Genomic DNA, 13807 nt, shown 5'->3' with positions numbered 1-13807 from the left:
GTAATTTAACAGATTATCCAATTTGATATCAAGCAAAACCGTATTTTTGAGGCTGTGAAAAAAATCGTCCTATTTCTGTTCCTTATCGTCTTCCCGAGCATTTTATGGGCGCAGGAGACGATTACGGTTGTCTCCAACATCAAGGTGACGTACGATCAGAGTCGCGGCTCTTTTCGCTGGTACAGGCCGGTTTTTGCGCATGAAGGCAGCACGCTTGCTGCCGATAGCTCTGATTTCAATGAAGGCGACAATTATTTCGACGCTTATGGACACGTGGTTATCACGCAACCTAATGGGACGGTCGTCTACGCCGATAAATTACACTATACAGAAAGTACCCAACAGGCGTTGTTAACCGGCAATGTCCGGATGGTCGACCAACAAGCAACGCTGACTACAAATTACCTAACGTATAACTTACGAACCAAAATCGGCTCCTATTATGGGGGGGGGACGATCATTAACGGTACCGATACGCTCACCAGCGACAAAGGGTTTTACTTCGAAAACAGTCGCGATGCCTATTTCCGCGAGGATGTCGTTGTTCATTCAAAAGGGGCGGTCATCCTCACTGACACCATGCGCTATAATACGGGATCGAAGATGACCTACTTTTACGGCCCAACCAATATTCAAAGCGACAACGGTAATCTATATACGGAGAACGGCGATTATAATACAGAAAGCGAACAAGCTCGCTTTGGGAAAAACAACTTGTACACGGAAGGAAGCAAGTTTTTCCGCGGCGACAGTCTCTATTACGATGGAATAACGGGCAACGGTCGCGCAATCAAGAATGTGGTATTTATCGACACCGCACAGCAAATTGTGATGTATAGCCAGTTAGGCACCTATGAAAAAGCGACCCAAACAACGCTCATGACACAAAATGCCTATATTGTGTTTGCAACAAAAGACTCGGCCAATCGCGACACGACAGGTGCTGCCAGTGACACACTGATTGTTTCGACTGCTGACAATCAGCTTGTCCAAGCTGACGGTGATAGTTTGGCAAACCCGCCAGATAGCTTGGAAGCGCAGACTAACGGCAGCATTGATCTTCCCGAGAGCAACAAAACCGATTCTACCTATATGACGGCGGATACCTTGATCTCCCAGGTTATCCCTCTAAAAGACTTTATACCACTTAATCTAAAGCTCGGCAAGGAAGACGACACCTTGGAGGAGGACGTGGAAGAGTTCGAACAGGGTAATTACGACGAAGGAAGCTCCATCATCCGCAGGGAGCCCGACGGTGGCGCTCCAGGGCTACCCGATTCTACCGCAAGGGTAGTCGGCCGTGATTCTACAGCGCAACTGATGCCGGGAGATTCGAATCGCATTGTCAGCGACTCACTGAAAACAGATTCACTCGTCCGCTCACTTTCGGTTCCTGACTCGATCACAAGCGATTCTCTGAAGAAAGCAGTAAGTATTGATACAACATCAATTGACACACCCGTCGTTGAGAAAGAGTTAAGTCGCAAAGAGCGCAGAGCCCTCCGAAAATTAGAAAGACAAAAAGAAAAAGAAGCCAAGAGGGAAGCTAAGCGTTTGGAGAAAGCAGCGGCTGATAGCCTGAAAAACGCAGAAAATAACATCGAAAAAAATATCACGGACAGTCTGACCGAACAAAGTACGGATTCGATATTGACCGATAGTCTCACACGGATAGACAGTAGCGCCGTTAAGATTGACTCGCTGGTCGCGCAAGATAGCAGCCTCAATATCCCCACGCAGACCACAGCCGACAGCATCCTCAATGATGCCACGCAAAGAGCCTTAAGTGGCAGACCCGACTCGCTGCAATCGGATACAGCGGAAACGCGTATTGTCCTCGCCTTCCATAATGTTAAGATCTTTAAATCCGATCTACAAGCTATTGCCGACTCTGCGTTCTACAGTTATGCTGATTCCATCATCAGAACCTATGGGGATCCGATGATCTGGTCGCAAGGCTCACAAATAAGCGCCGACAGCATTTATATGCTTCTGAAAGACCAACAAATGGAGAATGTGCTGTTCGATCGAAACGCCTTCATTGTCAATACCGAGCTGGATTCCACGAAATTCAACCAAATTAAAGGTCGCAAGATTACCGGCTATTTCGAAAACGGCGAGCTCGACCGAATCTACGTCGACGGCAATGCAGAAAGCATCTATTATACGGTAGAGGATAGTGTACGAACAGGTATGCTGCGAAGCCTGAGCAGTCGCATCAAAGTCAACTTCGAAAACCAACAGATGTCGACCGTCACATCCATTCGCAAGGTCGAAAATGTCTATCATCCGATTGGCATGATCCCTCGAGACCTGGAAATCCTGGAAGGCTTTATCTGGAAACCAGAGCTCAGGCCAAAATCTAAGGAAGAAATCATCCCTACCGGTGCGGTCGATAGAAAACCTAGTCCCGATAACGATGAGGAGCTTGAGAATCCTGCCCAACCTACCGCAGACACTGAAGAAAAAATGGAAGAAGCTGAGGAACAGATGAATATACTTCTTGAAAGTGAAGAGCAAAGCGAAGAATGATAAAGGGCTTGGTCTACTCAGTTACCAATCAGTTCTCAATTCGTCCCGCAGTGCACCCGCATACTCGGCCGAATATTGGGATTTATTAGCAAAGGCTTCGGCAAGCACCGCTCAAGAATGTAAAGCAAGTTAGTAAGAAGTCGACCAAAAGATATCAGCCTACTTAGGTAGTAAACTATAATTTGATGAGAAAGTCCGTTAGTTTGGCGACCGCCAACGCGCGGTGGCTGATGGCGTTTTTTTCATCCGCCGCCATTTCGGCGAACGATTTTGAGTAACCGTTGGGTTTAAAGATAGGATCGTAGCCAAAGCCTCCCTTTCCAGTTTTTGCATGCAAGATCTCACCTGCTATCGTTCCTTCGAAAAGGTGTTCTTGTCCATCAATGATTAGCGAAATAACGGTTTTAAAGCGAGCCTGTCTGTTCGATTTTCCCTCCATTTGTTCAAGTAGAAACGCAATGTTTTTTTCCATCTCGCGTGAACCGGAATATCTTGCCGAATAAACACCCGGTTCTCCATTGAGCGCATCAACCTCAAGACCCGAATCATCTGCAAAGCAATCGACACGGTAATGACCCACAATGTACTTGCTCTTCAGCCCCGCATTTTCTTCGAACGTTGAGCCAGTCTCCGGGATGTCCACTTCACAGCCGATTTCAGCCAAACTCTTCAACTGAACCCTATCGCCCAGAATCGCTTGGACCTCCTGCAGTTTATGTTCGTTATTCGTCGCAAATACAAGTTCTTTCATTATCGATCAATTAATTTTACAGCATTCCAAAAAGACTTCTTCTTATTTATATCCGTTAGCATTTCATCGAAGCTGTAAGTTCTAAGGATCTGTGAGTCGTCCTTTTTCGACCAGATGTTCTCCGGATATTCACCCAAGTGAATAGTTGACGGATTCGCGCCCAGAAAAACCCAATAAGAAGGAGCTAATTCCTTCTGGATAAAATCAAATTCAATTTGCTGATCGAAAGAGGCAAGGTTGATTACCGCAACGTCGTCCAAAGCTAGCTTCATGGCGGCGAGCGTCTTCAGAAAGGCCAATTCGGCCGCTCTCGAGAAAAACTGCTCACCCGGAGTGTCAACAATAAATAAGATATTCCGATTATTATCACCATATAGCTTAAGATGTGGTACCGGATCATCTAGGTGGGGTACCGATTTCGGTTCTTTCTGATCGTTCGCTACCGCATTTTGATCAAGATCGGCCTGATTCAAGGCTTTTACCTCATGCTGTTGGATAGCAGAGTCTGAATTCGAGATCTCAGCATTATCCACCGGCAAAGACTCATCAGGTTCCATCGGCTCCGTAAAACCGATATCAAAGACGGTCTCCGTCATCAGTGATTGGATAGCGTGTGGATTTTTCGTATTCAACAAACTCATTTTTCAAAGTTAGCTAATCCCGGTCGAATGTAGAGGCGATGTTTGTTAAAAATCGTTAAAATGAATCCTATTATACTAGAAATAATTAACTTAGCGGTTCTTCTTTTTTATACAAAAGGAAAGGGTAAAAGGGCAATTTGGGACATCATACACAATTCATCGTTGGAATCAGCGGCGCAGTGGTTATCATCACGCTGCTACTGAGCGCTTGCAGGGACAAGGGTTCACCCGCGCCAATTGCTAGGGCTTATGAATCCTATTTATATCAAAGTGATTTAGACGGCATCATTAATCCCGATATTTCAGAAGCAGATAGTGCTAATATGGTGAATGCTTATATCGAGCAGTGGCAACGCCAAAAAGCCTTGCTTCATCATGCACAGACCAACATCAAAATTGATGTCAAACAAATTGAAAAGCAGATCGATGAATACCGCAATTCATTGATTATTTATGAACTAGAACAAGCCTTGATCAAAGAACGGTTAGACACGGTTGTTACGGAAGAAGAGATTGCTAATTATTATGCCGAAAATGAAGATACCTTTATTTTAAAACGTCCGATCTTCAAAGTGTCTTTCATCGAGTTAGGATCAGACGCCCCGGAACTGGATCGGGTGAAAAAATGGTTCGCATCGGACGAGCTTGAGTCGCGAAATCTATTGCGGCAATACAGTCAAAACTATTCGACCAACTATTCTCTAAGCGACACATCTTGGTATTATCTAGAAGAAATTGCGAAAAAAGTGCCCATTAAGCAGATTGATGAAAATAATTACCGTAATTACGGACATATCTTTCAAATAAATGAGAACAATAAAATATATCTGATAATTTTGCGTAATTCAAAATTCAAGGACAGTCGTTCGCCCTTGGATATTGAGCGTACAAATATTCGTAATCTGATTCTGAACTGGAGAAAAATTGACTTAATCAACCGTGAAGAAAAAGAGATATTAGAAAATGCTAGAAATAACAATAAAATAGAAATATATAACCAATGAAGAAGTCTTTAAGCGTACTGGTATTCATCTTTCTTGCCTTCGGGTATTCAGCAATAGCTCAAGAAATTGACAAAGTTGTATCCGTGGTCGGTAATAATATCATATTAAAATCGGAAGTTGAAGATCAATATTCTCAATATTTAGCCCAAGGTAATCCAGACGACAGTTCGGTAAAATGCGTTATACTGCATCAATTACTGACCCAAAAGCTATTAGCGCAACAGGCGGTAATTGACTCAATAGAAGTAACCGAAGATGAAGTAGATGACAATATCAACCGACGTCTCCGCTACATGTCTAATCAGGCTGGCGGCCAAGAAAGACTGGAGCAATTTTTAGGCATGTCCCTTCTTCAGTACCGCGAGAAGATGCGCGCAACGGTTCGTGAAATGATGGTTGCCAACCGGATGCAACAAAAAATTACCGAAGGCATTGATGTAACACCCAACGAAGTAAGAACCTATTTTGAAAGCATCCCGACTGACAGTCTGCCTAACTTCGGAACCGAAGTTGAAGTAGGCGAAATCGTTTTCCAGCCCAAATTAACTGACGAGGAAAAGAAACCCTTCTACGATAGAGCAGAATCTATTCGACAAGAAGTTCTGGGCGGTAAAGATTTTGGAACCATGGCGAGGATCTATTCACAGGATCCAGGTTCAGCATCTGAAGGTGGAGAAATGCCATTTGCTGACCGTAGCACATTTGTGAAAGAATTTTCTGCCGTAGCGTTCCGTCTAAAAGCTGGCGAAATATCCAAAGTATTTGAAACCGAATTTGGCTATCATTTTTTACAGGTGATTGAGCGTCGTGGGGAACAGGTTAAAGTCCGCCATATCTTGATTTCTATGGTGCCGACCCCAGCCAGTTTGGACAGAGCGCAAAATTTAGCCGATAGTGTTTACAACGAGATCACAGCCGGCAACCTAGACTTTTACACTGCCGCGGCTATTTATTCTGATAACAAGGAAACCAAATACAATGGTGGAATGATCTTGAACGCAGAAAACGTGAATACGAGAACCACCTATATCCCTGTGGAGCAACTTGATGCTGGAATATTTACGGCTATTGACACGCTCGAACCGGGTGAGTATTCCAGAGCAAGTAAATTTACCGGTCCGGATGGGAAAGATGCGTATCGACTTGTCTACCTAAAATCACGAACTGCGCCACACCAGGCAAGCTTGCAACAGGATTATGCAAAAATTAAAGAAGCAGCTCTTGATGAAAAAATGAACGGGATTGTAGCCGACTGGTTTGAGGAAAGAAGGAAATCATCCTATATCAGAATTGACGAAGACTACCAAAGTTGCGACGTACTTGATGTTTGGAAATAGTGCTCTCTTGCTTATAACATGGATTACTTCAGGATAAGATCAAGTAGCAAACTGTCCGCATTAGTCCCGCATTTTTAGCCCAAAATGCGGGACTAATGCGGGATAGGTGCGTCCTATATCCATCATCAAGTAAAACAAGTTCAGACCGAATATGCTTGAGTTTTAGCATGGGTTATATGTATTAAGCAACTGCAATATTGAAATAATCATCAAGTTGCTAGCGTCTCTACTTCGTTTTTTACTGTTTTTAATGCCGATGCAATGACTTGGTGCATATCATAATAACGATAAGTTCCTAAACGACCTCCAAAAATTACGTTAGATTGTCTATAAGCTAACTGTTGATATTTTTTGTAATTATTCATGTTTTTGGTGTCATTAACTGGATAGAACGGATCTGATTTTCTAGAAGAGATGATCGGGTATTCTTTCGTTACGACCGTATGAGGTTGATCACCAAAATCGAAATGTTTATGTTCGTATACCCGAGTGAATGGCGTTTCTCTGTCTGTGAAATTAATAACCGCATTGCCTTGATAATTCTCCACCGGATATATCTCAGTTTCAAATTTCAGGCTTCGATATTCAAGGTCACCGAACTTAAAATTGAAAAACTCATCTATCTTTCCAGTAAAGACAATTTTTCGTGCGATACGATCAAAATAGTCTCGGTTGTCGAAGTAGCACGTATCGAGGCGTACCTCACTAGTTTTGATTAATTTATCGATAATAACATTATAACCCCCTATAGGTATTCCTTGGTATCGGTCATTGAAATAATTGTTGTTAAACATGAACCGAATAGGCAGTCTTTTAATAATCGATGTAGGCAGCTCTGTAGCTTTTCTGCCCCATTGCTTCTCGGTATAATGTTTAATGAATTTTTCATAAACCTCTGGGCCGACCATCTTGATCGCTTGCTCTTCTAAATTAGTTGGTTTATCTATTTTAATCGCTGAGGTTTGTTCCGCTATTTTGTTTCTTGCTTCTTCGGGTGTGGCTCAAGAGCCAATAATACTCCTTTTTTGGATTCGTGTTCGATTTTATACCAGTTTTCCTTAAATTGCTGATGTTGACTTCAATGGGTGTTGCTGCTTCTCACGCTGATGTATTAGCAACGATAGCGAAGCTGGAGTCGGTGGGAGGGTTCACTTGGGCGAGTCGGGGTTTCGGTGTAGTTGGAGTAGGGTTTGATGTGGCTGAGATTGCGACTGGAAATGGGGATTGGCTGGACTACGCCCAAGTCGCCGCGGGTGTTGCTCTCTTGATTCCTGGATTAAACGGTGCGGTTGCAATTGGATTGGGAACTGTCTTGTTTGCAAGTACAATTTATGAAGCATATCAAACTAGAAATCAGTAAAATGAAATATTTTTATCGCTATTACTTTTTCATGTTCGAATACCACAAGAGGGACACTGACAGCGGTCGAATAAAAAGCCCTGCATGGTGCAGTGCGTTTTTTCAATTCTTTCTGAGTTTATTCTTGACTTCATTTAGTATTCTAACCGTAATCTTGATGTTGTTTGATGCGGTGTATCTTATAGGTTCACTAAACAAGGTTGCTTATGGTATTCTTTTTATCATTTTACCAGCGATGCTTACATACTATTTACTATACCACCATCTTAAGATTTCAAAAATTGATGGAAAATCTGATCGATTTCACTTTGAGACCAACAAGAAGATCAAAATAAAGTACTGGATTTGGTTTTTCATGAGCGGGCCAATATTCTTTTTTATCGTCGCTCTTTTCGCCAATGGTATTATTTAGTTCCATGAATGCTAAAAGCTTTAAGTTTGATGGCGCTGATTTTGCCTCAATGCTTCCATCTATGGTCCGGCGTTGTTGTGATCAATAACAATTAAAAAAACTAATGAAAAAACTCAAACTAAACTTAGATGAACTGAGCCGCGAGCTCGAGGTTCTGGAAATTGATTACCTAAAGGGTATTAAGGGCGGGTACGGCACCCCGGACGGCGGAGATGATGACTATGGCACTTTTTATGGCGGGTATGGCACACCCGACAACCCGATAGAATTAGATCCCGTAGAGATCTACGGAGGTTACGACGACTATGGTAGTGGCGGCGGGAGTGTTTTCCCTCCGGGATGGGTTCCACCATATGACCCCGGTGATGATAACTATCTGCCAGGTATGGGCGGTGATGATGGGGGATATGGGGGTTATAACGGATATGATCCCGATTTCATGCAAGATGTGCAAGACTTTTTTAATTCCGATCCCGTTGGTCAGATGAGTGATGTTATGAACGCTATGGGATTAGCAAATGGAATTCAAGAGCTAAACCACTCCGCAATCAATGCATTAATCACGGCGACTGGAGGAGAGAATAACGATTTTGGAAGATCTCGCATCCAAAACTGGTTTAGGAAGGATTTGTGCGGCTGGAGTTGTGTTTGATGGACTGCAAACTATTGTGGCATTTAGTGACGGTGAAATCACGGGAGACGATTGGTTATCGCTCGCAGGAACATTGGCGGGAGGTTTAGCTTTTGTCCCTGGACCTTGGGGTGTTGTTGGGGCAGGTATAAGCGTGGGAATAGCAATTATAAAAGCAAAAAATTAATTTTTTGTAAAACTTCGGGTTAAAAAGCATAATGAGAACTGAGCGATTGAAATTTTATCCGGGTCTGACTGCCATCTTGCCTATCGTATTAATCTTAGGATGTGTGGCCGTTTTTACCCGTAACCTGTATTACCACTTTGGATGGCTTGATACGTCCATTAACTTATTTGAGAACGGTTCTAACAATATAGACCCTCTATTCACCACCGCTGTATTTGTCCTGTTTATTATCATGGGATTGATTGAGGAAGTTTACAAGAAGTTCCTCTATATTAAGATCGTTTCGAACGATGAGATCATTATCTACCGCTTTTTCAAGAAGCACATACTATCGCGAGATGAGATTCAGGCGATCAAAGTCGACAAGTTATTTTCCCTCGGTGCACTGCCCAACGAGGTCATCAGAATATCGACTGGCAAAAAGCGGTTCATGATATCTAAATTATATATACGGAGATATAATAGGTTAAAAAAACATTTAACATCGCATTTCGATGTAAAAATTCTTTAGTTATTAACCAATAAAAAAATGAAAAGACTAAAATTAAACTTGGATGAACTGAGCCGCGAGCTTGAAGTCCTGGAAATTGATTACCTAAAGGGTATTAAGGGCGGGTACGGCACCCCGGATGGCGGAGATGGCGACTACGGAAACTACGGTGGTTATGGCGGACCGGACAACCCGATAGAATTAGATCCCGTAGAGATCTACGGAGGTTACGACGACTACGATAGTGGCGGCGGGAGTATTTTCCCTCCGGGGTGGGTTCCACCATATGACCCAGGCGATGATAACTATCTGCCAGGTATGGGCGGTGATGATGGGGGATCTGGCGGGTATGGCGGATATGGAAGTTTGACATTGGAGGATAAGTATACAAAATTGCTCCAAGCAACAGATCTTACTGTAAACTCGTTTCACGGAACAATGGACATGGCGTACGATATAGCTAAGATAAGTGACTTTGCAGAAGAGGCTAAAAATGTACTGAAAAGTATTTCTCGTTATTCGGGCGGTATTGGAACGGCATTAGATATTTCTATTTCACTATATGAAGCGCTTCAAGATGGCCAGATAACGAGGGATGAATTTGTTACATTTGTTACAGATCAAGTCGTTGGTGGTACAATAGGAGCGATTCCTTTTGCTGGTGGTTTCTTGGCAACGGTATATGACATGGCGGGCTATGACGAAATTGTGGAACAGAAAATTCGAAATCTGATTAATAAACATTGGTAGAATAAATGCTTAGCTGGATCCATAGCTTTTATTATAATATTGAAGGAGCTTCGATGTACGTCCAAACGAAAATTTGGGGAAAGTACGCTAGATCGCTTTGGGGGTATAGAGTGATCGAGGTAACTACCAGTGTTGTGGTTTTTGCTTTCGTCTATTTCATTCAATTTTTTGTAAACGTTGCCTTAGGGTATATGTTATTCGGAGCACTTGCGCTAGTTGCGATTAGCATATTTTCTTATTATTCAAACAGTAAATATAAATACGTAGCGGATTCCAAAAAGTTAAGTGACTTTAATAAATTGCATAGTTACACGAGGTACTGTTACCTCGTTTATTTGCTTTTTGTCTTTTTCTTTCTGCCATTAGCGTTGATTCTTTATATTGTATTAGATAAACTGCTATTATGACGGAATCTAATTATTATTAACCTTATAAAGTAGGGAAGCGAGGAAATTCTAACCGAAGTTTACAAAAAGTCCCTCTACATTAAGATTATTTTTAATGATAAGTTCATTATTTACCGTTTTTCAAAAAGCATAGACTGTTGAGCGAGGAGATTCAGTCGACAAAGGTCGACAAGCTATTAACCCTCGGTGCACTGCCCGATGAAGTGGTCAGGATATCGACTAATAATAGCGATTCATTGTATCTAAATTATATAACCGTAAAAAAACAAAATGAAAAGACTAAAACTAAACTTAGATGAACTGAGCAGCGAGCTTGAAATCCTGAAAATTGATTACCTAAAGGGTATTAAGGGCGGGTACGGCACCCCGGACGGCGGAGATGGCGACTACGGAAACTACGGTGGTTATGGCGGACCGGACAACCCGATAGAATTAGACCCCGTAGAGATCTACGGAGGCTACGATGACTACGGTAGTGGAGGCGGGAATGTTTTCCCTCCGGGATACGTTCCACCATATGACCCAGGCGATGATAACTATCTGCCAGGTATGGGCGGTGATGATGGAGGATCTGGCGGATACGGCGGGTATGGCGAACCTCTTTTTGGCCCTGGACTGAGCAATGGGATAGAGGTTGCTTCCTTGGCGATCGCTAATGGGCTAGCGTTTAGCACGGCTTATACCACACTAGAAGCATGGCGACTAGGCGGTGTGCCGACTAATACGAACGATTTCCTTAAGAATGCACTAGAATCCAATCCGGTTCGAGGCCTTATTGATGATTTACAAAGTGCTAGTAAGTTCAATGGTATTGCTATATTGAGTACAGCTGGTAGAGTTTTGGGAGCGACGCAAGCTGTGGAATCTCTTACTAACTTAGGCGTTGACATTCTGGATGGAGGCGGGGTGTCAATGATGAATGTGGCTGATGCTGCAATAAGTGTAGGATCGTTGTTTATTAAGTCGAATTTAATCGGCGTTACAGTTTCGTTTGGTTGGTTATTAATTAAAGGAGAGTTCGAATAATGATGCAGAAACTATTTTACATTGTCTATAACTCGTACTATAAACATGGAGAATATAGGAATGATGTTCCTTTAGTTACGGTTTGGGGTATTTTAGTTGTATCGCTTGCCAGTTTAACAGTTTTCGGGATTTTCGCTGTTCATGCGCTTTTAAAGCCAACGGCGAGACTCCCAAGCCAAATCAAAGACACTTGGATGTTAATTTATATCTTTTATTCTGTGCTGTATTGTGTCTTTTTCGTATTTAATAAGCGATATGTGAAAATTTACAACCGTTACAAAGATGATCAGTTCCTAAATAGTAAAACAGGGAAAGCAATTGCTTGGGCGTTTGTGATTTTTTCATTTGTTTCACCTTTTGCTTTTGCATTGATATGGAACAAAATCGTTTTTGGAGCATGGACTTAACATTTCGAACAATAAACGAAATAGGAGTTTCCATCATTATGCCAACATTTAACCGCTCGTCATTTATCGGTCGAGCTATCAAAAGTGTTTATGAACAAACACTGAGCGAATGGGAGCTTATCATAATTAATGACGGTGGAAATGATAGGACGGAAGATGTAGTACAGCGATTTGAAAATGACAACCGGGTCCGATATTATGAGAACCTATCCAACCAGGGCTTAGGTTATTCACTTAACAAAGGCATTTCGTTGGCTAAGTATAACTACATTGCCTATCTACCTGCGGACGATGTTTATTATTCTTCGCACTTGGCAACGCTTTTTGAAACATTGACCGGCAACCAACAGGCTATACTGTCTTATTCTGGAGTCAAGTACGATTACCTGGATTCCAGTGGTCGGAGCAGTGGAAAAGTGGCATTGGGCGGTGTGCCGGGTCGTGGCCTTCAGCTTGTTCAAGTAATGCACCGTAAGACTAAGAAGAACTGGCTTGAACGTAAAGAGCTGGTTACGGATGATTTGGACAGAATGTACTGGGATACCTTAAGGGAACATGGGGTCTTTTGTCCTTCTAAGCGGATTTCAGCAGAATGGGTAACACATCCCAATCAACGTCATCGGATAATCAACGAGCAATTGGATGGGGGAATCTATAAATACAAGCAACACTACGGGGTCAAATATCCCGTACGTTTCCAATCCAGGAGCGGAAACTATATAGATGAAATCAAGAAAAAGCAAGAGCTTTCTAAAGTTGACAGCACAGTAAGCAGTGAACCGTTAAAGATTTTACTTGTAGGAGAACTGGCCTATAATGCTGAAAGGATCTGTGCACTCGAAGAGCGAGGGCATACTTTATATGGGTTATGGATGCGCGACCCCTATTTTTACAATACAACCGGACCATTACACTTCGGTTCTGTTATCGATGTGCCCTTTGGTCAGTGGAAAGAAAAGATACAGGAGATCCAGCCAGACATAATATATGGTCTCCTTAACCATCCGGCTGTACCCTTTGTGCATGAGGTCATGAGTGCCAACCGGCAAATTCCGTTTGTTTGGCATTTTAAAGAAAGCCCATTTTATTGCAGGCAGCTTGGTATATGGGATCTATTGGTGGATTTATTCGAGAAAGCTCAAGGAAGAATTTTTATCAATCATGAATCCAAGCTCTGGTTTGATCAGTTTTTGAATAATGATGAAACTGAATCCATGATTCTTGACGGCGATCTGCCGCTCGGACAATATTTTAAAGCCACAGAGGCCCCGCTGTTGTCCGATCAAGACCACGAGGTTCATACAGTTATACCTGGAAGGCCATTTGGTCTAAAGCCTGAAGATGTTGGTGAGCTGGCACGGCACAAAGTGCATGTACACCTTTATGGTGACTTTATCAATAACTCTTATAGGGGCTGGGTGACAAAGTCACAAATGCTTGCAAAGGATTATTTTCATGTACACCCGCATTGTGATGCAGAAAATTGGACATCAGAGTATTCTAAATATGACGCAGGGTGGTTACATGTTTTTGATAGTGCAAATTTTGGGGAAGTAATGAGAATGGACTGGCCAGATTTAAATTTGCCGGCACGTATGTCTACCCTTGCGGCGGCAGGATTACCAATGATACAAAAAAGCAATGCTATGCATATGGTTGCTTCCCAAACGCTTACCAAAAGACTAAATATGGGGATATATTTTGAAACATTTTATGAGCTCGCTGCGAAGCTGAAAGATAAACGGACAATGATTAAGATTACTCAAGACGTGAAGAACAATAAAAGGGAATTCTCTTTTGATTTCCATGCCGATCGTTTAATTGATTTTTTCAGGCTTGTGATAAAAAAGAATATCAAAACAAACTAAGTAT

At 42.4% G+C, this 13807-nt stretch carries 14 protein-coding genes; 11 read left to right on the top strand and 3 right to left on the bottom strand.

The genetic code is table 11. The annotated features are described in order from the left end of the window. The first annotated feature begins 54 nt into the window (after positions 1 to 54). A complete protein-coding gene (locus tag WKR92_RS07785; RefSeq protein ID WP_375557261.1) occupies positions 55 to 2532 on the top strand; it encodes an OstA-like protein in 2478 nt (825 codons plus the stop codon). Between the two features lie 175 nt (positions 2533 to 2707). On the opposite strand, the gene WKR92_RS07780 is transcribed toward WKR92_RS07785, so the two are convergent. Both WKR92_RS07780 and WKR92_RS07775 read right to left on the bottom strand, forming a co-directional pair. Further along, entirely contained in the window at positions 2708 to 3283 is a 576-nt protein-coding gene (locus WKR92_RS07780) for a non-canonical purine NTP diphosphatase (RefSeq protein ID WP_375557260.1), read from the bottom strand. After that, positions 3283 to 3924, bottom strand: a complete 642-nt coding sequence (locus WKR92_RS07775; RefSeq protein WP_375557259.1) for a hypothetical protein — start codon at positions 3922 to 3924, stop codon at positions 3283 to 3285. The genes WKR92_RS07780 and WKR92_RS07775 overlap by 1 nt, the downstream gene beginning before the upstream one ends. A gap of 137 nt (positions 3925 to 4061) precedes the next feature. On the opposite strand from WKR92_RS07775, the gene WKR92_RS07770 reads away from it, so the two are divergent. After that, positions 4062 to 4928 carry a hypothetical protein gene (locus WKR92_RS07770; RefSeq protein ID WP_375557258.1) on the top strand — a complete coding sequence of 289 codons (867 nt, stop codon included), beginning with the start codon at positions 4062 to 4064 and terminating at the stop codon, positions 4926 to 4928. Next, on the top strand, positions 4925 to 6265 hold the full coding sequence (locus WKR92_RS07765) for a peptidylprolyl isomerase (RefSeq protein ID WP_375557257.1): 1341 nt from the start codon (positions 4925 to 4927) through the stop codon (positions 6263 to 6265). The genes WKR92_RS07770 and WKR92_RS07765 overlap by 4 nt, the downstream gene beginning before the upstream one ends. Before the next feature lie 209 nt (positions 6266 to 6474). Here the strand turns inward: WKR92_RS07765 and WKR92_RS07760 are convergent, their stop codons facing one another. Continuing rightward, the gene (locus tag WKR92_RS07760; protein WP_375557256.1) at positions 6475 to 7173 is read right to left on the bottom strand and encodes a UDP-galactopyranose mutase; all 699 of its coding nucleotides are present in this window, start codon (positions 7171 to 7173) and stop codon (positions 6475 to 6477) included. Positions 7174 to 7334: 161 nt separating this feature from the next. Here WKR92_RS07760 and WKR92_RS07755 point away from each other — a divergent pair, with 161 nt between their 5' ends. The 8 genes from WKR92_RS07755 to WKR92_RS07720 all read left to right on the top strand — a co-directional run bounded on the left by WKR92_RS07755 (position 7335) and on the right by WKR92_RS07720 (position 13803). Beyond that, positions 7335 to 7625, top strand: coding sequence for a hypothetical protein (locus tag WKR92_RS07755; RefSeq protein ID WP_375557255.1), 291 nt, complete (start codon positions 7335 to 7337; stop codon positions 7623 to 7625). 515 nt (positions 7626 to 8140) lie between these two features. After that, positions 8141 to 8689 carry a hypothetical protein gene (locus tag WKR92_RS07750; RefSeq protein ID WP_375557254.1) on the top strand — a complete coding sequence of 183 codons (549 nt, stop codon included), beginning with the start codon at positions 8141 to 8143 and terminating at the stop codon, positions 8687 to 8689. Further along, positions 8628 to 8855, top strand: a complete 228-nt coding sequence (locus tag WKR92_RS07745; RefSeq protein ID WP_375557253.1) for a hypothetical protein — start codon at positions 8628 to 8630, stop codon at positions 8853 to 8855. The genes WKR92_RS07750 and WKR92_RS07745 overlap by 62 nt, the downstream gene beginning before the upstream one ends. 31 nt (positions 8856 to 8886) lie before the next feature. Further along, on the top strand, positions 8887 to 9366 hold the full coding sequence (locus tag WKR92_RS07740) for a hypothetical protein (protein ID WP_375557252.1): 480 nt from the start codon (positions 8887 to 8889) through the stop codon (positions 9364 to 9366). A gap of 18 nt (positions 9367 to 9384) precedes the next feature. Continuing rightward, positions 9385 to 10095, top strand: coding sequence for a hypothetical protein (locus WKR92_RS07735; protein WP_375557251.1), 711 nt, complete (start codon positions 9385 to 9387; stop codon positions 10093 to 10095). Between the two features lie 677 nt (positions 10096 to 10772). Then, on the top strand, positions 10773 to 11528 hold the full coding sequence (locus WKR92_RS07730) for a hypothetical protein (protein WP_375557250.1): 756 nt from the start codon (positions 10773 to 10775) through the stop codon (positions 11526 to 11528). Beyond that, positions 11528 to 11935, top strand: coding sequence for a hypothetical protein (locus tag WKR92_RS07725; RefSeq protein WP_375557249.1), 408 nt, complete (start codon positions 11528 to 11530; stop codon positions 11933 to 11935). Before WKR92_RS07730 ends, WKR92_RS07725 begins: the two co-directional genes overlap by 1 nt. After that, the gene (locus WKR92_RS07720) at positions 11926 to 13803 is read left to right on the top strand and encodes a glycosyltransferase family 2 protein (RefSeq protein WP_375557248.1); all 1878 of its coding nucleotides are present in this window, start codon (positions 11926 to 11928) and stop codon (positions 13801 to 13803) included. Before WKR92_RS07725 ends, WKR92_RS07720 begins: the two co-directional genes overlap by 10 nt. Positions 13804 to 13807: the final 4 nt, after the last annotated feature.

The organism is Albibacterium profundi (assembly GCF_042159835.1).
Lineage (GTDB): Bacteria > Bacteroidota > Bacteroidia > Sphingobacteriales > Sphingobacteriaceae > Albibacterium > Albibacterium profundi.
This window is presented reverse-complemented; position numbering and strand designations above follow the sequence as displayed.

Coding starts and splice junctions, on each gene's coding strand:
- WKR92_RS07780 (WP_375557260.1), bottom strand. CDS start 3,283: ATGAAAGAACTTGTATTTGCGACGAATAACGAACATAAACTGCAGGAG.
- WKR92_RS07775 (WP_375557259.1), bottom strand. CDS start 3,924: ATGAGTTTGTTGAATACGAAAAATCCACACGCTATCCAATCACTGATG.
- WKR92_RS07765 (WP_375557257.1), top strand. CDS start 4,925: ATGAAGAAGTCTTTAAGCGTACTGGTATTCATCTTTCTTGCCTTCGGG.
- WKR92_RS07760 (WP_375557256.1), bottom strand. CDS start 7,173: ATGGTCGGCCCAGAGGTTTATGAAAAATTCATTAAACATTATACCGAG.
- WKR92_RS07755 (WP_375557255.1), top strand. CDS start 7,335: ATGTTGACTTCAATGGGTGTTGCTGCTTCTCACGCTGATGTATTAGCA.
- WKR92_RS07750 (WP_375557254.1), top strand. CDS start 8,141: ATGAAAAAACTCAAACTAAACTTAGATGAACTGAGCCGCGAGCTCGAG.
- WKR92_RS07740 (WP_375557252.1), top strand. CDS start 8,887: ATGAGAACTGAGCGATTGAAATTTTATCCGGGTCTGACTGCCATCTTG.
- WKR92_RS07735 (WP_375557251.1), top strand. CDS start 9,385: ATGAAAAGACTAAAATTAAACTTGGATGAACTGAGCCGCGAGCTTGAA.
- WKR92_RS07730 (WP_375557250.1), top strand. CDS start 10,773: ATGAAAAGACTAAAACTAAACTTAGATGAACTGAGCAGCGAGCTTGAA.
- WKR92_RS07725 (WP_375557249.1), top strand. CDS start 11,528: ATGATGCAGAAACTATTTTACATTGTCTATAACTCGTACTATAAACAT.
- WKR92_RS07720 (WP_375557248.1), top strand. CDS start 11,926: ATGGACTTAACATTTCGAACAATAAACGAAATAGGAGTTTCCATCATT.